The organism is Paenibacillus sp. RC67 (assembly GCF_030020805.1).
Taxonomy (GTDB): Bacteria; Bacillota; Bacilli; order Paenibacillales; family NBRC-103111; genus Paenibacillus_S.
Genome location: NZ_CP125098.1, coordinates 6,105,428 through 6,125,511, shown reverse-complemented (window position 1 = coordinate 6,125,511; position 20,084 = coordinate 6,105,428). Strand labels below are relative to the sequence as shown.

The 20,084-nt window shown below is 46.6% G+C and carries 18 protein-coding genes; 11 read left to right on the top strand and 7 right to left on the bottom strand.

What is annotated here, in order from left to right; translation table 11 throughout:
• The first annotated feature begins 31 nt into the window (after positions 1 to 31).
• The 3 genes from QMA13_RS27785 (at position 32) to QMA13_RS27780 (ending at position 1,744) form a co-directional block, all read left to right on the top strand.
• Positions 32 to 457 carry a hypothetical protein gene (locus tag QMA13_RS27785; RefSeq protein ID WP_282936920.1) on the top strand — a complete coding sequence of 142 codons (426 nt, stop codon included), beginning with the start codon at positions 32 to 34 and terminating at the stop codon, positions 455 to 457.
• 109 nt (positions 458 to 566) lie between these two features.
• Entirely contained in the window at positions 567 to 896 is a 330-nt protein-coding gene (locus tag QMA13_RS36730) for a transposase (RefSeq protein ID WP_481858038.1), read from the top strand.
• A complete protein-coding gene (locus QMA13_RS27780; RefSeq protein ID WP_481858037.1) occupies positions 893 to 1,744 on the top strand; it encodes an IS3 family transposase in 852 nt (283 codons plus the stop codon). Before QMA13_RS36730 ends, QMA13_RS27780 begins: the two co-directional genes overlap by 4 nt.
• A gap of 65 nt (positions 1,745 to 1,809) precedes the next feature.
• On the opposite strand, the gene QMA13_RS27775 is transcribed toward QMA13_RS27780, so the two are convergent.
• The 3 genes from QMA13_RS27775 to QMA13_RS27765 form a co-directional block, all read right to left on the bottom strand.
• Positions 1,810 to 2,631 carry a MerR family transcriptional regulator gene (locus tag QMA13_RS27775; RefSeq protein WP_282936919.1) on the bottom strand — a complete coding sequence of 274 codons (822 nt, stop codon included), beginning with the start codon at positions 2,629 to 2,631 and terminating at the stop codon, positions 1,810 to 1,812.
• Between the two features lie 96 nt (positions 2,632 to 2,727).
• Entirely contained in the window at positions 2,728 to 3,321 is a 594-nt protein-coding gene (gene yfbR / locus QMA13_RS27770) for a 5'-deoxynucleotidase (protein WP_282936918.1), read from the bottom strand.
• A gap of 22 nt (positions 3,322 to 3,343) precedes the next feature.
• Positions 3,344 to 4,507 carry a polysaccharide deacetylase family protein gene (locus QMA13_RS27765; RefSeq protein ID WP_282936917.1) on the bottom strand — a complete coding sequence of 388 codons (1,164 nt, stop codon included), beginning with the start codon at positions 4,505 to 4,507 and terminating at the stop codon, positions 3,344 to 3,346.
• A 265-nt stretch (positions 4,508 to 4,772) separates the two neighbouring features.
• Between QMA13_RS27765 and QMA13_RS27760 the strand changes: the two genes are divergently transcribed.
• From QMA13_RS27760 to QMA13_RS27740, 5 genes are all read left to right on the top strand, one after another.
• Positions 4,773 to 6,305: a fumarate hydratase gene (locus QMA13_RS27760; protein ID WP_282936916.1), complete on the top strand. Its 1,533-nt coding sequence runs from the start codon at positions 4,773 to 4,775 to the stop codon at positions 6,303 to 6,305.
• 1 nt (position 6,306) lies between these two features.
• Positions 6,307 to 7,302: a bile acid:sodium symporter family protein gene (locus tag QMA13_RS27755; protein ID WP_282936915.1), complete on the top strand. Its 996-nt coding sequence runs from the start codon at positions 6,307 to 6,309 to the stop codon at positions 7,300 to 7,302.
• A gap of 119 nt (positions 7,303 to 7,421) precedes the next feature.
• Positions 7,422 to 9,215 (top strand): two-component system histidine kinase PnpS, encoded by a 1,794-nt coding sequence (gene pnpS, locus QMA13_RS27750; protein ID WP_282936914.1) that lies wholly within the window; start codon positions 7,422 to 7,424, stop codon positions 9,213 to 9,215.
• 153 nt (positions 9,216 to 9,368) lie between these two features.
• Entirely contained in the window at positions 9,369 to 10,088 is a 720-nt protein-coding gene (locus tag QMA13_RS27745; protein ID WP_282936913.1) for a response regulator transcription factor, read from the top strand.
• A 253-nt stretch (positions 10,089 to 10,341) separates the two neighbouring features.
• Positions 10,342 to 11,424, top strand: a complete 1,083-nt coding sequence (locus QMA13_RS27740) for a Gfo/Idh/MocA family protein (protein ID WP_282936912.1) — start codon at positions 10,342 to 10,344, stop codon at positions 11,422 to 11,424.
• 91 nt (positions 11,425 to 11,515) lie between these two features.
• Here QMA13_RS27740 and QMA13_RS27735 read toward each other — a convergent pair whose 3' ends face one another.
• Complete coding sequence (locus QMA13_RS27735; protein WP_282936911.1) at positions 11,516 to 12,535, bottom strand: cytochrome d ubiquinol oxidase subunit II; 1,020 nt, start codon at positions 12,533 to 12,535, stop codon at positions 11,516 to 11,518.
• On the bottom strand, positions 12,532 to 13,887 hold the full coding sequence (locus QMA13_RS27730) for a cytochrome ubiquinol oxidase subunit I (protein WP_282943601.1): 1,356 nt from the start codon (positions 13,885 to 13,887) through the stop codon (positions 12,532 to 12,534). Before QMA13_RS27730 ends, QMA13_RS27735 begins: the two co-directional genes overlap by 4 nt.
• 362 nt (positions 13,888 to 14,249) lie before the next feature.
• On the opposite strand from QMA13_RS27730, the gene QMA13_RS27725 reads away from it, so the two are divergent.
• Positions 14,250 to 15,035 (top strand): heparin lyase I family protein, encoded by a 786-nt coding sequence (locus QMA13_RS27725; RefSeq protein WP_282936910.1) that lies wholly within the window; start codon positions 14,250 to 14,252, stop codon positions 15,033 to 15,035.
• Positions 15,036 to 15,141: 106 nt separating this feature from the next.
• Complete coding sequence (gene dgoD, locus QMA13_RS27720) at positions 15,142 to 16,290, top strand: galactonate dehydratase (protein WP_282943599.1); 1,149 nt, start codon at positions 15,142 to 15,144, stop codon at positions 16,288 to 16,290.
• Between the two features lie 140 nt (positions 16,291 to 16,430).
• Here dgoD and QMA13_RS27715 read toward each other — a convergent pair whose 3' ends face one another.
• Positions 16,431 to 17,147 (bottom strand): response regulator, encoded by a 717-nt coding sequence (locus QMA13_RS27715; protein WP_282936909.1) that lies wholly within the window; start codon positions 17,145 to 17,147, stop codon positions 16,431 to 16,433.
• Entirely contained in the window at positions 17,116 to 18,753 is a 1,638-nt protein-coding gene (locus QMA13_RS27710) for an ATP-binding protein (protein ID WP_282943598.1), read from the bottom strand. Before QMA13_RS27710 ends, QMA13_RS27715 begins: the two co-directional genes overlap by 32 nt.
• A gap of 268 nt (positions 18,754 to 19,021) precedes the next feature.
• On the opposite strand from QMA13_RS27710, the gene QMA13_RS27705 reads away from it, so the two are divergent.
• The gene (locus QMA13_RS27705; protein WP_282943596.1) at positions 19,022 to 20,080 is read left to right on the top strand and encodes a Bug family tripartite tricarboxylate transporter substrate binding protein; all 1,059 of its coding nucleotides are present in this window, start codon (positions 19,022 to 19,024) and stop codon (positions 20,078 to 20,080) included.
• The last annotated feature ends 4 nt before the right edge of the window (positions 20,081 to 20,084 follow it).

The window sequence follows — 20,084 nt, the reverse complement described above, 5'->3', positions numbered from 1 at the left end:
GGATTAAACTAATGCAGATGGGGGCATCCAAATGATACAAGTGTTCGTATATTTACATGTGCTATCCGCTATTCTAATGGGGATATATCTTATGCTTCCATTTTTATCTATGCGGATTCAAGCATTGTCCGGATCTGCGCAGTTCGGTTTCTTAAGCGTACTGTTCGCAGCGAATCGTGCAGGGCAATTGGCACTGGTTATCGGGTTATTATCAGGAGGATACTTGGTCAGCAAGCAGCATTACAGCGTGCTGTGGATGGTTCTTGCGGTCGTGTTGTTCCTGGCGCTAGGAGCATTAACTGGGGTACTTGGCAGCGCAATGCGCAAAGCTTTGGCAGATCCGGCAGGCGGCAAAATCAAAGATTATGTCGGTAAAATCAAATCGGTTAGCGTGATCACAGGGATCGTATTCTTTGTTCTTGTGACCTTGATGAAATTCCCTTTCTACGCTAGCTAATATAGGACTGAAAAAGCTCAAAGGTTGGTATTATCCCCTTCAAGTAGACACTCAAAAAAACCTTCATGTTATCATGGAGGGTCGAGTGCCACTTGGAGGGGATTTTTTTATGGCTAAAAAAGGACAAACATTTCAAACGTACACAGAAGAGTTCAAATTAAAGGCGGTTAGAGCGTATGTAGAGGGTTCTGCGAGTTACAAGGTGGTAGCTCAGCGAGAAGGGATCCGTAACTGTTCTCAACTGAAGGTGTGGGTGAGAAAATGGCAAAACGGAGAGTCGTTCGATGTGCGTAAAAGTGAGTCAAATCCAATGAAAGGGCGGCCACGCACGTCCTTCCAAAGCATTGAGGAAGAACGAGATTACCTGAAGGCGCAGGTGGATTACTTAAAAAAGCGGTATCCAAATCTAGTAAAGGAGAAGCGCCAACCCAACGAATGAATTATGAAATCATGGAGGAGCTGCGCCACCAGCACGGCATTACAGTCCTGTTAGCTATTGCGGGAATACCACGGGCCAGTTATTACAAATGGAGAGCCACACAGCCTCAGCGAAAGGCAAGTCAAGAAAAGGATCATGAGATCAAGGAACACATGATGGCCATCCATTTTGCACATCCCTACTATGGCTACCCTCGGATGACGACCGCCTTGTGGGAGGCTGGCTACAAAGTAAATCACAAGAAAGTATGCCGGATCATGAAAGAATTATCGATCCAGTCGGTCATACGTAGGAAGCGGAAACGGTCCAACTACACGCCTTCTGTTGTGTATCCAAATCGTTTAAAGCGACAATTCCATGCTACGGCACCGCAGCAAAAAATGGTTACGGATATTACCTATATTTCCGATGGAACGAATTTCCATTACTTATCTGTTATTCAAGATCTTTTCAACAACGAGATTGTCGCTTGGCAATTGTCTGAACGTAACGATCTCCAGCTTGTGCTGGATACGATTACGCAGTGGACAAGAAAAAGAGACGTCTCAGAGGCCGTGCTCCATTCGGACCAGGGCTTCCAATACACGTCTCAGGCGTACAACACACGATTAGAGGCATTCGGCGTTAAAGGCAGCCACTCTCGCAAAGCAACCTGCCTGGATAACGCGTGCATCGAATCCTTCTTTTCGCATCTCAAAACAGAGAAGTTGTACCTCAACCAGTTTAATTCAGGAGCGGCAATTCGGCAAGCCGTGGAAGAATATATTTACGAGTACAACTACCACCGTTTTCAAGCCAAATTAAAACAACGTGCACCGATAGAGTACCGGTGCGCGTTGGCAGCTTAGCTTTTTTCATCTGTCTACTTGACAGGGGTATGACCAGGTCTCATAAGGCCTTTGAGCTTTTTTGTTTATCCATTAAGACTCTTGTTCTTGTAATACAAAGTCATCGCTTTTTTCAAAAAGGCGACTTCTTCCTCCGGGATATGGTAGGCTGGCTCTTTCTGTTCATCGGGTAGCGATTGGAAGCCAGTCCAAGTATTTTTCATTCCGCGCTTGATGGATGGATCCCCGCCTGAAAAACGTTCATTCATGAAGTCTAATAATGCCGCCAGCTTCTGAGCATCCGCACTGGTTGGATCAGCTGCTATGGACGTCAACCGATGAAGTTCTTTTCGGAACTGAGCGTAATCCTGCTTTCTTCGCTGTAAATCCTCGTTGCTCCATTGATACTCCATGACCTTATCCAAGGCCTCGGAGGAATAGGAACTCTTCACTAGCTCCTTCATACTATCAGCCTGAGCGGGAGTCAAATGCTTTTGCAGCGATTCGTTTATCGGTTCCATTGGAATAGCTTGGATCACTTTGATAATAGATTGCATATCATGGGGATTGGCTTGCACGAAGGCTTCTGTATCCTCCATCGTTCGGATGATCGCATCGAGCTGATTTCTTTTGGTTATCATCATAGCCTTTTGCTGAGCAAGCATCTCTGGAAGCTGTGTAGGTCCGGTTTGCAGTAAAATCTGAATCTCATCCAGGGTGAAGCCAAGAAATTTAAGCCCGATAATGTACTGTAAACGACTCAGGTCGGAATCTGTGTACTGACGGAAGCCGGAGCTATTAAAGTGCGTGGGGGTCAGCAGACCCTTTTTGTCATAATAACGAAGTGTTCTTATCGATACCCCGGCTTTCTGTGCAAACTGGCTAATCGAATACATAGTTGAATCCAAGCATGTCCCTCCTTTCTAACAGCCAGTATAAAAGGTGACTTAGCGTCACACGCAAGCAAAAAAGCTTAGGGATATTGATCCCCAAGCTTTTGCGTATTATTCCTCGGATAACTCATCCAGCGTTTTCTCCAAGCTCGGTGCCATATGCTTCAAGAAATAGTCCATTTCCGGCATATTCATCTCTTGAATGGTATGCTCGATTTGCTTTTTGGCGCTTCCGAATTCCTTATTACCTGCCGATAGCTCCGTTACGCATTTCAAATAGGCGTCCAGCAAATCCGCTGCCTTTACGTAACGTTTAAGCTCAGAATCCAGCCCTGCCGATTTGGTATCAATCAGAGGTTCGTAGATTGGCTTTAACTTCGGAGGAATCATGTCCAACAAACGCTCTGCCGCCATCTGTTCGATGTCGCGGAAGTTGGATAATATTTTGGGATTATGATGCTTGACTGGCGTCGGGATATCCCCTGTGAACACTTCTGTAGCATCATGGAATAATGCCATGCTGACGATACGGTCCGTCGGTATGTTGCGGTTGAACTCCTCATTGGCAATGGTGCAGAGAACGTGGGTAAGCAAAGCAACGTGAAACGAGTGCTCCGCTACATTCTCCTTAACGACATTGCGCATGAGGCTCCAACGTTCAATGTAACGCAATCGATACATATAAGCGAAAAAATGACTGTCCATCCAACTCATCCTATCCTGTTTACTACTTTATCACTGGCGTCTGCCGAGCGGAAAAGCTTTGTACAGTAGGATTATACACGATTTGCGCTCCAATGACAGTTTCCAAATCTTTTAATGTGATATAAATTTGATTGTTCTTCATCCATAAAGCCTTTTGAAGCGTAACGGGCTTGGCGGTGTTGCCTGAATTATTACTAGCTACAGTAATTTTCTGGCTGTTTAAGGTTCCGGTCCATTGACCGGTCTTGTATTGAATAGTTACAGTATTGCCGCTTACGGTCGCTTTGCCTCCCAATTGAGCCATCGTTTCAACTATAGGTACCTCATTGGTTGGCGGTGTGAGAGCTATAATGCTGCGAATAATGGAATTATGAAGTCCCTCGGGTGTAATTAGGCTGTTCCCGGCATTGATTCGCGGGATTTTCATTAGATCGACATCTCTTGTAGCCATTTCCGGCATAATGGTGAATGCATACTTGATTCCGCCTTGGCGGATATATTCAATGGCTTTATCATCATAGAAGCCGTAAGGATAAGCTAAGGTGTCTGGCGGTTCGGGATCCAATGCGCTTAATTTGGTTATGCAGGTCTGTGTATCTTTGATAACGCGCTGCTTATATTCTTCATCGGTTTCCTTCTTTCCATTAGTAACCAGTCTTCCGATTAACGCGGCGGAGCCGTCGGGCAGCTTATGATGAAAATCGTCTGTGTGGCATTGAGCGTCAATAAAATTCGTATCGCTTGTCATCTCGGCAATTTCATCCTGGGACAGCGAAGGGATATAGCTGGCTAACGGATTCTCCAGATCCCTCGTAATGACAAAGTTAACGGCAGGAATCCGCATGTCCTTTAAGATAGGATAAGCGTTCACATAAAAACTTTCATAGCCGTCGTCGAAAGTAACCAATACAGCATTATTCGGTACGGAGGCGCCATTCATGAATTCTTTGAATTGACTCAGCGTAATGAATTGATACCCTTTGCCTTTTAAAAAGGTCAGCTGATCCTGAAACAGCTTGGTGGTGATAGTTCCGAAGCTTTTGGCGTCGTCATCCACATGATGATACATAATGACCGCAACCTGGTCCTTATATAGGACATTAGTCTTGGCTGCTTGCAGGGACGGAATAACAAGACAAAGCCCGATAATGCTTAGGGTAATGGCCCTGATGACGAGTTTTCTCATAGCTGCGCGACTCCTTATTTGTATAGTCATAAGTTCCTAAATTACGTGTAATATGTATTCTATGATCAGGGGTAAAATCCTGCTGTAAGGTTGGAAATCTAAATAAAACTTTAAGGGAGCCGACTTTATGAAGGAAAAGGGGGCATGAAGCCTTACAGCCACTGCATTTCGCGGTTTTTGAAGCTGGCGGAATGTGCTATTATATACTTATGCATAAATGTACACACAATTGAGCAGGGCCTAATTTGGAAAGGGGATTATATTCATGCAGCATTTTCAAGACAGCGTTTATAAACTGATTGTCGAGACATCGACCAATCTTCCGGCGGACGTTCGATTGGCGATTCAATCGGCACAGGAGCGCGAGGATGCGGGAACGCGTTCGGCCATTTCGTTATCCACTATTGCTAATAACATCGATATGGCGGAATGCAACGTATCTCCGATCTGTCAAGACACGGGGATGCCGACCTTCATCGTTCATTGCCCTGTAGGCGCTAATCAAATTGTCATGAAAAAGCAAATTCTAGAAGCTGTCGCTCAAGCGACTAAAGATAGCAAGCTGCGTTCGAACTCTGTAGACTCGCTAACCGGTTCCAACACAGGCGACAACCTGGGACCAGGTACACCAGTGGTTCATTTTGAACAATGGGAAAAAGACGATGTTGAAGTGAAGCTGATTCTCAAAGGCGGCGGCTGTGAGAATAAAAATATTCAATACAGCCTTCCGACAGAGCTTGAAGGGCTCGGCAAAGCAGGTCGTGACTTGGACGGTATCCGCAAATGTATCCTGCACGCGGTATATCAAGCACAAGGTCAAGGCTGCAGCGCGGGCTTTATTGGCGTGGGCATCGGTGGCGACCGGACAAGCGGCTACGAGCTGGCTAAACATCAACTGTTCCGTCGTGTAGATGATGTGAATCCGATTGAAGACCTTCGCAAGCTGGAAGATTACATTATGGAGAACGCGAACACATTGGGAATCGGTACAATGGGCTTCGGCGGACAAGTATCCCTGCTCGGCTGTAAAGTGGGCGTGATGAACCGCTTGCCAGCAAGCTTCTTCGTATCCGTTGCTTATAACTGCTGGGCTTTCCGCAGACAAGGCGTTCTGCTCGATTCGAACAGCGGCGACATTAAAGAATGGGTATATCCGAACGGTGATACCGTATCGATGAAGAAGGAAGAGGAAGCGAGTGCTGAAACGTCCGAGCGCCGTGAAGTTGTACTGCAAACTCCTGTGACCGAAGAGCAAATCCGTCAGCTGCGCGTAGGCGACGTCGTTATCATTAACGGACCTATGTATACAGGCCGTGATGCTTTGCACAAATACTTGATGGATCACGATGCTCCGGTTGACCTGAACGGCGCTGCGATTTATCACTGTGGTCCGGTTATGGCGAAGGATGAAGCCGGCGAATGGCACGTAAAAGCAGCAGGTCCTACAACAAGCAGTCGTGAGGAGCCATACCAAGGAACGATCATTAAAAAATTCGGCATTCGCATGGTTATCGGTAAAGGCGGAATGGGCGCCAAAACATTGGCTGCTCTGCAGGAGCATGGCGGGGTATACCTGAACGCTATCGGCGGTGCTGCTCAATACTACGCTCAATGCTTCAAGAAGGTGAACGGGGTGGATTTCCTGGAATTCGGTACTCCGGAAGCGATGTGGCATCTTCAAACAGAAGGCTTTGCGGCTATCGTAACAATGGACTCCCATGGCAACAGCTTGCATGCTGAAGTAGACAAAAACTCTATGGAAAAGCTCTCCAAGCTTAAAGAGACGGTTTTCGCTTAAGATGAGATCATTCGGATTAAGGCTTAATGCTATTATAGAAAAATATTTATCTCTTATTGTCCCAGTATCTTTGATACTTGGGTTTCTTTTTTCTGCGCATCTGCGCGGATTGACAGCATGGGCTCCCTACTTGTTCGCCTATTTGACCTTTGTTATGGCCACCGGCTGCAGCTGGAATCAAATTAAGCAGGCATTCCGTATGCCCATTCCGATGCTGCTCATTTTTACGGCTGCGCATATTATTGCGCCTATTGTATCGTATGCGCTGGGCAGTGCTTTTTTCGGCTCCCATTCGCCTTATGTGGTTGGCTTTGTGTTATTCACAGTCATTCCTCTTGGCGTTTCTTCCGTGATATGGATTGGGCTGTCGAAAGGAAGCGTTCCGTTAGCGTTGTCCATGATCGTTATCGATTCGGCGCTAAGTCCTTTTGTCATTCCGTTTGAGGTGTCCGTGTTTTTCGGGGCAGAGGTTCATTTTGACCATATGAAGGTCATGCTGGATTTGATCAAAATCATTGTCGTGCCGACGATTTTGGGCGTTATCGTGAACGAGCTATCGCGGCAAAGATTCAAGGAATGGTCAGCGCCCTTCTGTGCGCCAAGCTCCAAAGTGGCTATGGTGACGGTTGTTGCGATCAATGCGGCGGCCATTCAGCCTTATGTCATCGAAATGAAGCACGATATGGTTGTGGTCATCCCGTTGGTAGTAGTGATGGTTATTTTTTGTTATTTGATTGGATTTGCCTCGATGCTCGTGATGAAGCGGCATGATATCGTCGTAACTATTGCTTATTCCTCAGGGATGCGGAATATTTCATTAGGACTGGTATTGGCACTAGCCTACTTCGAACCGCTAACGGCCGTGCCTGTCGTATTATCGATTCTTATTCAGCAGCCGTTCGCAACCTTAAACTTTTGGTGTTTGAAGAAGTATGAGAAGTCCCGTCTTTACAAAAAATTAACTGGTATTCCTCCTGCTGAACAGCTACGCTATTGACTATACTGTCTTTTAGGAAATAATAAGGACAACGGAGGACATTCACCGGTTCTAACAACGCTAAACAAGGATGTTCTAAAGATAAAGATGTTGATACGCAGCCTCAAACGGAGGGAATTATGCAGAAATTTCGAGTTCGTCTCACATTGATATTTATTTTGCTGATCGGAGCTTCAATGTTGGCTGCCGGGCTGTTCATGTCACGGATGTTAAAGGAATCTCATATTGATTCTCTCAAAACGAATATGGAAAGAGAGCTCAAAGTCATATTGTTTAGTCTGGAATGGAAGCAGAGCGGCACGGAGGCTGAGCAGATTCAATATTTTACGGATCTGGCTACTCAGTTGAAGCACTCTGCAGATGCCCGTGTGACGTATATTCGTTCCGACGGCAAAGTGCTTGGTGATTCCGATTATAAACCGCAGGAAATGGAGAATCACTTAACGCGAAAAGAGGTGGCTGAAGCAGCCAAGACCGGAGAGTTCGGCTCGGATATGCGATACAGTACGACGATTCAACGCAATATGCTCTATGTCGTCGTTCCTGTCAAAGACGGCTCGTCTATCAAGGGCTTTGTTCGCTTGGCGATGAGCCTTGAGGATGTAGACGCGTCGATCAGGAAAGTATGGTATGTTGTGCTGATAGGCTTGCTGACGGTGTTCGTCATAGCAGCTTTAATCAGCTATCGTGTCGCTTACGGTCTCACCCGACCGATCGAAATGATAACGAGGGTTGCTAACCAGATCACGAACATGAATTACAAGGCACGAGTTCATCTGCGCAAGAAGGATGAGGTCGGACAGTTGGGTCAAGCCATCAACCAGATGGCGGACAGCTTGCAGCTGCAAATGAACCGGATACTCGAAGATGAGAGCCGGTTAAAGACTGTTCTGGAGAATATGATCAGCGGTGTCGTCATGATTGATCGAGACAGTAAAATCGTCCTGCTTAATCGCTCTGCCGAAGATATTCTCGGATTTTCGGTGCAAGAGCTGCTGGGCAAAAAGTTCGATGAAGCGAAGCAGCAGTACGAATTCACTCAATTGATTCAGGAATGTATTGACTCTCGAGAGCTGATTCGCGATGAGATGATTTTCTATTATCCGTCGGAGCGAATATTGGAAATTAATCTTATTCCCATTTCTTTGACGGATGATGAATGGGCTGGCGTATTGATCGTTCTCCATGATATTACGGCCGTTCGCCGACTAGAGAGAATGCGCAGTGAGTTTGTCGCCAATGTATCTCATGAGCTTAAAACGCCGATTGCTGCGGTGAAAGGCTTTGCTGAGACGTTGCTTGCCGGGGCGTTGAATGATAAAGAGACGGCACGCTCCTTTTTACAGATCATTTTTGACGAGAGTGAAAGGCTGAATCGGTTGATCGGTGACATTTTGGAGCTTTCGAAGATTGAATCCAAGCGGATCCCGCTGCAGTTTTCACCGGTGCACATGAATACTTTCGTAGGCAATTGTCTTCATGTGATGAATGCGGAAGCTGCGAAGAAATCGATCACTTTGGATATGCAAGTGGACGATGATATGTATATTGAGGCAGATGAGGATCGGCTGCGGCAAATATTAATCAACCTATTATCCAACGGGATCAATTACACGCCAGAGGGCGGCAAGGTGAAGGTTAAGGTCGAGCCTATAGATGCCATCGGAGATGAATATGAACGGATTATAATGACGATCACCGATACGGGCATGGGGATTCCCAAAAAAGACCTGCCTCGCATATTCGAACGCTTTTACCGTGTAGATAAAGCACGTTCTCGAAGCTCAGGCGGGACTGGATTAGGCTTGTCCATCGTGAAGCATCTGGTAGAGCTCCATAAAGGGACCATTCGAGTAGAAAGTGAAGTAGGAATGGGCACCAAATTTATGATCGAGCTGCCTGTTATTCATTAACCTTATATGACAAAACCTTATGGAATTCAGATTCCATAAGGTTTTATTGTGCAAAGAAACGAAATATTTACATTAAATTAACACTTTACATTTTGCCAACAAAACTATGCTATGATAAGCTTGTCTTAATAGAAACTAAAACGGGGGATTCCCATGACACAGAAAATTTTAGTTATTGAAGATGAGCCTACGTTAGCAAGATTGCTATCTTATAATCTTTCTCAGGACGGATACGAAACGAAAGTGGTCGATCATGGCAGTGAAGGGCTGCAGACGGCGCTTCAGCATGCTTTTGATTTGATCATTTTAGATATTATGCTTCCGGGATTAAACGGGTTCGAAATATTATCCAAGCTTCGTCAGAAGGGAAATAAAACGCCGGTTATCATTTTGACCGCTCGAAATGCAGAGGAAGAAGTCGTTCAAGGCTTGAAATATGGAGCTGACGATTATATTACGAAGCCATTTGGAGTTGCGGAGCTGCTGGCACGAGTCTCTGCTGTGCTTCGCAGAACGATGTCTGAGGAGCAATTGCAGGATAAGAACACAGCTGGTGAGAAAGTTATTAATGCTGGAGATTTATATATTTATCCGGAAAAATATGAGGTTATGCTGAACGGCGAATCGATTCCGCTTAGACCGAAGGAGTTCGAGGTTCTCCTCTATCTGGTCCAGCGCCCGGGTGTTGTCGTTACACGGGACGATTTGATGAATATCGTCTGGGGCTTCGACTATATCGGCGGCCAACGAACCGTGGACGTACATGTAAGCTCGCTGCGCAAAAAGCTGGAGATGAATCAGCAGAGCGTCCAAATCGAATCGATCCGTGGGGTCGGCTACAAGCTTGTCACTTCTGTAGCGAAAAAAGCATAGGTCTTAAAGTAGAGGTGCATCTGACTATGGAGGCGCTTCTTTTTTTTGCGCTTTCCCATTTCCCGGGAAATCCTGTCGATTGCTGACGACTGGATAAAGAGGAGGCTCTTGGGAATCTATCTTTATTTCATGGCAAAATCGGATATAATATCAGCCAGATTAGAAATATCTTTTCGAGACATTCTTCACTATACTATGGCTTAGAAAGAAGCTGATCCAAACAAAGGACGCTTACCAAGGAGGACGAACAAGAATGTCTAGAACGTTTAGAATAGGAATTATCGGCTGTGGCGGAATTGCCAATGGGAAGCATATGCCCGCTTTGAAAAATCAAGCAAATGTAGAAATGGTCGCTTTTTGCGATATTGTGTTGGAAAGAGCACATCAGGCGGCTGCTAAATTCGGTACGCCGGATGCAAAAGTATACGGTGATTACAGAGAGCTGTTGAAGGATAGCTCCATCGATATTGTACATGTGTGTACGCCAAATGATTCTCATGCGGAAATCTCGATTGCTTCCCTTGAGTCAGACAAGCATGTAATGTGCGAAAAACCTATGGCCAAAACAGCTGCTGACGCACGTCGGATGGTTGAAGCAGCACAACGTACGAGTAAAAAACTGACGATCGGCTACCAGAACCGTTTCCGCTCGGACAGCCAATATTTGAAGCAGCTATGTTCTGACGGCGAGCTTGGAGAGATTTATTATGCCAAGGCTCATGCGATTCGTCGCCGTGCTGTTCCGACTTGGGGCGTGTTCCTGGATGAAGAAAAACAAGGTGGAGGCCCGCTAATCGATATTGGGACGCATGCACTCGATCTTACACTGTGGATGATGGATAACTATAAACCCAAAGCTGTGTTGGGCACGGCATTCCATAAGCTGTCCCGTAAGGAAAATGCAGCTAATGCTTGGGGTTCGTGGGATCCGGAGAAATTTACGGTGGAAGATTCGGCATTCGGGATGATCACAATGGAGAATGGCGCAACGATCGTATTGGAATCTAGCTGGGCGATCAATATGCTGCAAACGGGAGAAGCCAAAACAACCCTTTGCGGAACCGAGGGTGGAGCCGATATGCAGGACGGGCTTCGTATTAACGGAGAGAAGCACAGCCGTTTGTTTATGAATGAGATTCAGCTGGATGCCAAAGGCGTTGACTTCTATGACGGGAAAAAAGAAAGCCCAGCCGACCTGGAGATGCGTCTGTGGTTAGAAGCAGTAGAGCAGGATAAAGAACCGGTCGTTACACCGGAGCAGGCTTGCGTCGTTTCGGAGATATTAGAGGCGATTTATGAATCGTCGAAAACAGGGAAAGCTGTGTATTTCGACTAAACGTATGTAATAAGCATGACAAAAAGCCCGAGTTCCTTTCTTTGGAAGGCGCTCGGGTTTTTTGTGATTTTGACTGACAGCTGTGCCTTTGTCATTTACCTGCCTTGCCTTGAACATACGAGGCATTGAACAAGAACAGCCTCATTAGTAAATAAAGCGACGGAATAAGGAGCAGCAGGCCTGCGATAAACGCAATGATCAGCGCGATCCCCATCTCCGGACTAGTTACACTCTCATGGATGGAAATGAGCGGGTACAAAATATAGGGCAAATGCGCCGCTCCATAGCCGAAGAAGGCAAAAGCAAACTGCAGCATTACCAGGACGAAAGCTAAACCAAGTCTTTGTCGCTTCCAAATGAAGTAGGTGGCGATCAAGAAGCAAACCAGCGACAGTACGAACATCCACGCATAGTGAAGCATGTTCTCGAAGTGCCATGGATTATGCCGGTATATGGCGAAGAAGACGAGAAGGCTGGCAAGAATGGTTGGAGCACTCCAACCTAGCGCGAAGCCGCGCAAAACTTCTAACGCTTTGTAATCTTTGGCTTTGTTCGCGTAGTACGTCAGGAACGCTGCGGAGATGAATAGAATACTGACCAGCGACAAGATTACGACCGACCAAGCGTAAGGGCTGGTGAACAGCTTACCGTATTGCAGTATTACTTGTCCGTCCTGCTCTTGAATGAAGCCTCCCTCCGAGAGAGTCAATACGATGGAGAGCGAAGCCGGAATGAACAGTCCGCTGCTCCCATAGAGAAGCAAGTACAAGCTATTGTCTTTGGCTCCATAAGTACTGAACGCGTAGTACGAGCCGCGGATGGCGAGCAGGATGATCGCAATACTGCCGGGTAAGAGAAGAGCAGTACCCAAGTAATACGCGGTGTCAGGGAAGAAACCGACGATCCCTACCATAAAGAAGATGAGAAAAACGTTCGTTACCTCCCATACAGGAGACAAGTAGCGCTCGATTATGCCGTGAACGAGATGCTTTCTCCCCGTAATCATGCTGTAATAGCTGAAAAAACCGGCCCCGAAATCAATTGAAGCTACGATTAAATAGCCATATAGAAAGATCCATAGTACGGTAATTCCGATAATTTCAATATTCATTTGGGTTCACCTCCTTCAATGCCACGACCTGTCAATTCAAATTCTGCCGTATTCTTACGGAACATTTTGCGGAGTACGCCCCACACAGTAATCCCAAGAACAAGGTACAAAAGAGCGAATAACAGCAGCATCCAATCTACATTAGCGGATGTGGTGGCACCCTCGGCGGTTTTCATGTACCCGCGCAATATCCACGGCTGTCGACCGGCTTCGGCAAATATCCATCCGCATTCGATTGCAAGCATGGCCAGCGGACCTGCAGCTACGATGCATCGAAGCAGCCAGCGTGGCAGTTCACGTCCCTCGTTGCGGCGGACTTTTCGCGCGAATAGAATGTAGGCAATGCATAATACGATCAAGAGACTTCCGATGGCGACCATCATATCGAACAAGTAGTGGATGTACAGCGGCGGACGCTCGTCCGCAGGAATATCGTTCAATCCAGTAACAACGGCATTGGGCTTGCCAAAGGCTAATATACTTAGGGCGAACGGCAGCTTAAGCCCGTAATGAATTTCATGATTTTCATTGAGAAATCCACCAAGCACAAGTGGTGCCTGGGCTGTCGTTTCGAAGTGCCACTCCGCAGCAGCGAGTTTCTCTGGTTGGTATTCAGCAAGAAATTTACCCGACATATCTCCAATCACAGCGGTGAGTAGTGAGAACACAAGTCCAGCCAGCATCGTCAGCTTCAATGCTTTCTTATAATAAGCATGCTTCTTGCCAGCAAGCATGGAGACTGCGGCAATTGCGGCCAGCAGGAAGGCGCTGGTCATGTATGCAGAGGACAGCACATGGGCGGTTTTGGTCGGAGTTGCCGGGTTGAACATAGCGACCCATGGGTCAATATCAACGATCGTCCGTCCTTCCAGCTTGAAGCCTTGAGGCGTGTTCATAAACGAATTCACCACGGTGATAAAAAAAGCCGAAAGGGAAGATCCGATAATGACCGGGATGACGATGGAGAAATGGACCCACGGATTGCGAAAACGATCCCAAGTATATAAATAAATACCGAGAAAAATGGCTTCAAAGAAAAAAGCGAAAGTTTCCATGAACAACGGCAGTGCGATTGCTTGACCTGCGATCTGCATGAAACTTGGCCACAGCAGATTCAGCTGCATCCCTATGGATGTTCCGGTTACAACGCCTACGGCGACGGAAATCACGAAGCCTCGACCCCAACGACGCGCTAGTAACAGGTAATGAGGATCTTTCAGTTTAATCCCGAGAAACTCCGCGATGGCTATCATCACAGGCACGCCAACCCCGATGGTGGCAAACAGGATGTGGAAGCCCAGGGTAAGCCCCGTCAATATGCGGCTGTATACCGCCGGATCGTAGGTCATCATCATAGATCAGCTCCTTCATTGGTAGGTAGGATATGGGTTTATTCTTAACCTTTTCCCTTATTGTTAGTATAAAATATGTATGTGATTTATTTCACATAAACTATGATGAAACGATGAAGAAAGAGTTACGAAATGATGAAGACCAAATGTGTAAGTAAGTAAGATGTCCTACTAATCTTTCGGCTTTCCACCCGGGCCTGTTCGGAGCTATAAAAAAACTTTCAAATCATAAATTTCCACATATTATAATTCCTGTTACTATTGTAATATAGCGTTGTGAGCGCTTACGAAAGCGGAAGACGTTCCGCTTATGATGAAAGTTTTTTTCTATATCTGACCTAATCCAAAAAAATGGGAGGAATATGATGATGAAGAAAAGCATTAAAAGAATGATGGCAGGAGTCGCGCTGCTGTCTACTCTTGCGTTCAGCGCAACGGCACTCGCCGCAACGGTTACGGTGAATTCAGACGGTCCGAATACAGGGCAAACTGCGCTGCAAATATTCCAACAGTACTTCGGACCTAATCCAGTTGACGGGCCCACAGATTCTACTCACATTTTTGAAACGACATCTTCGGGAATCGGGAATGTGTTCCAATTCCACTTGAACAATAGCGGCGATTATGATGGCAGCAACACTGACCGTCAAAGGGTTGAGCTCAAGGGCTATAACCCGTCTCCCAGCAACGTGGTGGCCAAACAAGGTGAAACAATCACTTACAATTGGCGCTTCAAGGTAATGAATGATTTTGGCCAATCGTCATTCTGCCATATCTTCCAAATTAAAGCGCAAAACGGGACGGAGGATGCCGACCCGATCCTCACCTTTTCGCTGGATGCCAACAACTTGACGTTCCGTCATAGCCCGGTAGGGCCTCTCACCACGCTTGCACAAACTTCAAAATCTAATATCATCGGCAAGTGGGTGGAAGCTACGGTTAAGTTCACGGCTAGCGACACCGGCAGCTTGAGCATGACGTTAAAGGATGTATCCAGCGGCAATACGCTCATGTCATACAGCGGCACTAAGGATATGTGGAGAAGCGATGCGGACATCGTACGTCCTAAGTGGGGGCTCTACCGTAAAATTACTACCGGCATGCCCACAGCCGACATTCAATTCGCCAACTTCCAGATAACTAAGTAATAGGTCGTTAAGGAATTCATAGGGTGCCGATGGGTCGGCACCTTATTGTTCTATTGAACCTCATAGGTCATACTCATTTAATAAATTATAGGGTAGGTGAACGATGATGAAAATCAAATCGTTGGAATTATTTAAAGTTCCACCTCGCTGGCTTTTTCTGAAAATAACGACTGACGACGGTTTGGTCGGATGGGGAGAGCCTGTCGTAGAGGGGCGGGCAGATACCGTAAAAACGGCTGTAGAAGAGCTTAGTACATATCTCATTGGACAAAATCCGCTGCGTATTGAAGATCTTTGGCAAGTGATGTACCGTGGAGGGTTCTATCGCGGAGGCCCCATTTTAACGAGTGCAATATCCGGTATTGAGCAAGCTCTTTGGGATATTAAAGGCAAATACTATAATGCTCCTGTATATGAGTTGTTGGGGGGAGCTTGTCGCGACCGGATACGTGTCTATAACTGGATCGGTGGTGACCGTCCGAATGATGTGAGGGAAGCGGCCCGAAAACAGATCGAGGCAGGGTTTACGGCTGTAAAGATGAATGGTACAGAAGAACTGCATTACATTGATTCTTTTGATAAAGTGCAAGAGGTGCTTGATCGGTTCGCAGCAGTTCGTGAAGTGGGAGGAGCTCATTTCGGCATCGGCGTAGATTTTCACGGACGGGTACATAAGGCAATGGCCAAGATTTTGGTCAAAGAACTCGAGCCTTACCGACCTATGTTTATTGAAGAGCCAGTCCTTCCGGAAAATAATGAGGCGCTTAAAGAAATCGCTAAATACACATCTGCGCCAATAGCTACTGGAGAGAGGATGTATACGCGCTGGGGCTTCAAAGAATTACTGCAGCAGGGGATCGTCGACATTATTCAACCGGATGTTTCGCATGCAGGAGGGATTCTAGAAACACGCAAAATTGCGGCCATGGCTGAAGCTTACGATATCGCGTTGGCACCACACTGTCCGCTTGGCCCGATTGCTTTGGCAGCGTGTCTTCAAGTAGACGCTTGCTCGCCTAATGCTTTTATTCAAGAACAGAGTCTGGGAATCCATTATAATCAAGGCAGCGATTTGCTTGACTACCTCATAGATCCTAAGACATTCGATTATAAAGACGGATTCGTCGCTATCCCTCAAGGCCCGGGGCTCGGTATTGAAGTAAATGAAGAGAAGGTTCGCGAAATGGCTCAAATTGGGCACGATTGGAAAAATCCCGTATGGCGTAATGCGGATGGTACGGTTGCTGAATGGTAGCTAGTAGAAGTAAGTTATGACGGTGACTATGACATGATCCAGAAAAGGGAAAGGGGCTGTCCTATAAGTCATTTTTGGTGACTTATGGGACAGCCCCTTTCCGATGGGATGCCAATACCTATAAAAGGGGTTCCACCCATTCACTTCTTCTGGCGATAAACCCGTTCGGGCCGGCCAACAACGCCGTAGGAGAGATCGGCGTATACTCCGCCAAGACTGACCAAATGCTCCAGGTAACGGCGGCCAGTGGAGCGGCTGACGCCGATCATTTTGGCTATTTGATCGGCTGTCAGGCCGTCAGGAGCACGGGAGATAGTTTGCGTAACTTTGACTAGCGTCAGCTTATCAATCCCTTTGGGCAGGAAGGAGACTTCCAGGCCGGTATCTTTCTTCGCCGTTCCCGAGAGCAGACGGTCCACATCGCTCTGGCTGATGCTCCCATTCTCGTTCATTCGATTCAGCTCGCGGTGAAATTCAAGGTAGCGAAGCAGTGTTTCTTGCAGCCGATCAAAGATCAACGGCTTCATAATGTAGTCAAATGCACCACTGCGGACGGCCTCGCGAATCGAATCCACTTCCTTGGCTGCGGTGATCATCACGACATCGGTGTCCCGGTAATGCTGTCTGATATATTGTAAAATATCAAGGCCGCTGGAACCGGGAAGGTAGATATCCAGCAGCACTAGATGAGGCTGTAGAATGTCCAATTGCTCCTTGGCCTGAGGTTCGTCGGTCGCAATGCCGACAACCTGGAATCCTTCTACCTTTTCAATGAACCGTCGATTAATTTCGGCGATTCTTAAATCGTCTTCTACAATTAGCACTTCAACGGTCGGTATTTGGCATTGAACGGTCACTGGCTGTCCCCCTTTTCCCAAGATCACTTTGCTTTGGAATGGCTACGGTAAATATAGTGCCGCCTATTGTATTTCTATGAAATGTAATATAACCGTTAAGTTTACCTACTGCATGGAGGACCAGAGCGAGTCCGATTCCGCGATGTTCCCCCGGTTTGGTGGAATAGCCCTTCTCAAATACGATACTCGTCATTTCCTCCGGAATTCCAATTCCATTATCCTCACATTCGATGATGAGATCCTCGCCCAAATCCGTCATAAATAGCTTGACATGCTTTTCAGGCTTGCCCTCGCAAGCGAGCACCGCTTCCATAGCGTTATCGATCAAATTACCGATGATAGTGACCAGCAGATTGCGATCGACCTGCTCAGGAATATCTCTGAATGAGCTCTCATGATCAATTTCGAAGTTCAGCTTCAGTTCTTGCGCATGATTGTACTTGCCTATCAGAAGACCGCCGATCATTGGATCGGGGATTTCACGCATAATGAATTGTACTAAATTTTGGTGGACATCTGATTCCCGCGAGATAAGCTCAACGGCCTCCTGGTAAGATTCAAGCTGAATCAAACCGGATATGACATACAGCTTATTGGAGAATTCATGCGTTTGCGCCCGCAGCGCATCAGCGAACCGTTTCACTTGAGACAATTCCTCCGCCAGACGATATAACTCCGACTTGCTGCGAAAGCTTGATACGGCACCTGTGACCTGGGAGTTCATATCGATGATAGGTACCCGATTGACGACAACTTCGAGGTCACCGATCATCATCTCCCGGTCCACTTCAGCCTTGCCCGTGCGGACGACCTCATGAAGGCGGGTGTTAGGGATGACCTCCTCAATATGTTTGCCGGCAATGCTTGCATTTTCTGGAAGTTGCAGCAGTTGCAAGGCATATCGGTTGGCGAGGGTCACGATACCCTTGTGGTTTACAGCAATGATACCTTCGTGAATGGATTCAAGAATGGCTTGCTTCTCGGTATAAAGGGCTCCGATTTCTTCCGGCTCCAGACCGTGAATGGATTTCCGGACGCTTCTTGCAATAAGAACGGATCCTGTGATGCCGACAGCAAGAACGATGAGCGTAATCAACTCTACTCTTTCTTGGTAAATGTCGTTAAAATGATCGATATCCTCCGTAAGAAAGCCAACCGAAACAATCCCGATAACGTAACCGCTTTCATCATATACGGGAGCTTTTCCTCGAAGAGAAGGACCTAGCGAACCAATGGCTTTGGAGATGATTGATTGTCCTTCGAGAACGGGACCGTTATCTCCACCTACCATTTCTTTCCCTATACGATCAGTAACCGGATGGGAGTAACGGATTCCCTCACGATTGCCTACAACAATGTATTCGGCATCGATTTTTTCACGGATCGTTTCGACAATGGGTTGGATGATTTCCGACGGGTTAGATTCATGGAAAGCTCGGCGTATCTCCGGCATAAGCGCTATTGTCTCGGCCACCTTGAGCGCTCGATTGCCGATTTGATCTTCAAAGACTGAGGTCGTTATATAGTAAAAAATGCCCCCTAGGCTGACAATGACTAGAGCAAGAAGCGAACAAATAATAAGAATAAGCTTGGTTTGCAGCCGCATGAATCCGGACACCCCGCCTTTGTAGAGTAGTATAGATGCCATGAGTTAAGGGTGATAGTACGCCTCTATTGTATCATAAAGCGTTCTCATTTTGATCGAAATGGTCCTCAAGCCGCTGTGAACAATATGAACAAAATGCTCACAAAAGAGTTAATATAAATTAATTCTGTTAAACTTCAATAATTTGATTTCCGGTGTTATTCTAAAAACGCTTCATGGAAAGCGCATACAAAGACTCGTGTGATAAAAAAATGGAGGGGTTTACGTGATGAAAACTGTTTGGACATCGTCTTTAAAAATAACATCTATCGGTCTGTTGGCTATTAGCTTGGCTGCCTGTGGCAATGCAGGTTCGAAACCTGCAGCTTCAGGCGGAGAGAAGGCGAAAGACACACCTCAGCAATCCGCTTCGAAATATCCGGAGAAGGCGCTAAGCTTGATTGCTCCATCTGGTGCAGGGGGAGGCTGGGATATGACGGCACGAACTATCGCAAAAGTGCTGTCCGAGACTAAAGCGCTGGATAAACCGATCACCGTCGAGAACAAGCCAGGTGGAGGAGGCACGGTCTTCATGGCCGAGTATGCAACCAAAGATGTGAAGGACAACTACAAGCTATTCGTAAGCTCCCCGCCGATTTTGATCAATAATTTGAAGAAAGAAGGCAATACACCGTTCGGCTTCAAAGATACTACTCCGCTGGCTCAATTGACTAAAGATTACGGAGCGATTGCCGTAGCGGCTAACTCCAAATATAACGATTTGAAATCCTTGCTGAACGATATGAAAGCAGATCCTACCAAGCTCACCGTTGCGGGTGGCTCGGCACCAGGCTCCATGGACCATTTGGTTTCTATTATGCCTGCATTCAAATATGGGATCGATCCGAAGAAAGTAAAATATGTGTCCTATGATGGCGGCGGTGAAGCACTTACGGCTCTTCTCGGCGGTAACGCAGATGTTCTGGGTACTGACGCATCTTCTCTCGATCAATATTTAAAAGCTGGCAAAATCAAAGTTCTTGGTGTATTAGCGCCGCAGCGTCTGGGTGGCAGCATGAAGGATGTACCGACGTTGAAAGAGCAGGGCATTGATGCTGAATTCCTCATTTGGCGCGGAATCTTCGGTCCTAAAGATATGAGTGCGGATGCCAAGAAGTTCTGGGATGAAGCGCTTAAGAAAATGGTAGAGTCCGATCAATGGAAAAAAGAAATGCAAGCTAACAACTGGGAAACCGACTATAAAAAAGCGGATGATTTCAAAGCTTATTTAACCGCTCAGGAGACGCAAGTCAAAGATGTTTTGACCGCATTGGGTATGCAAAAGTAAGGAG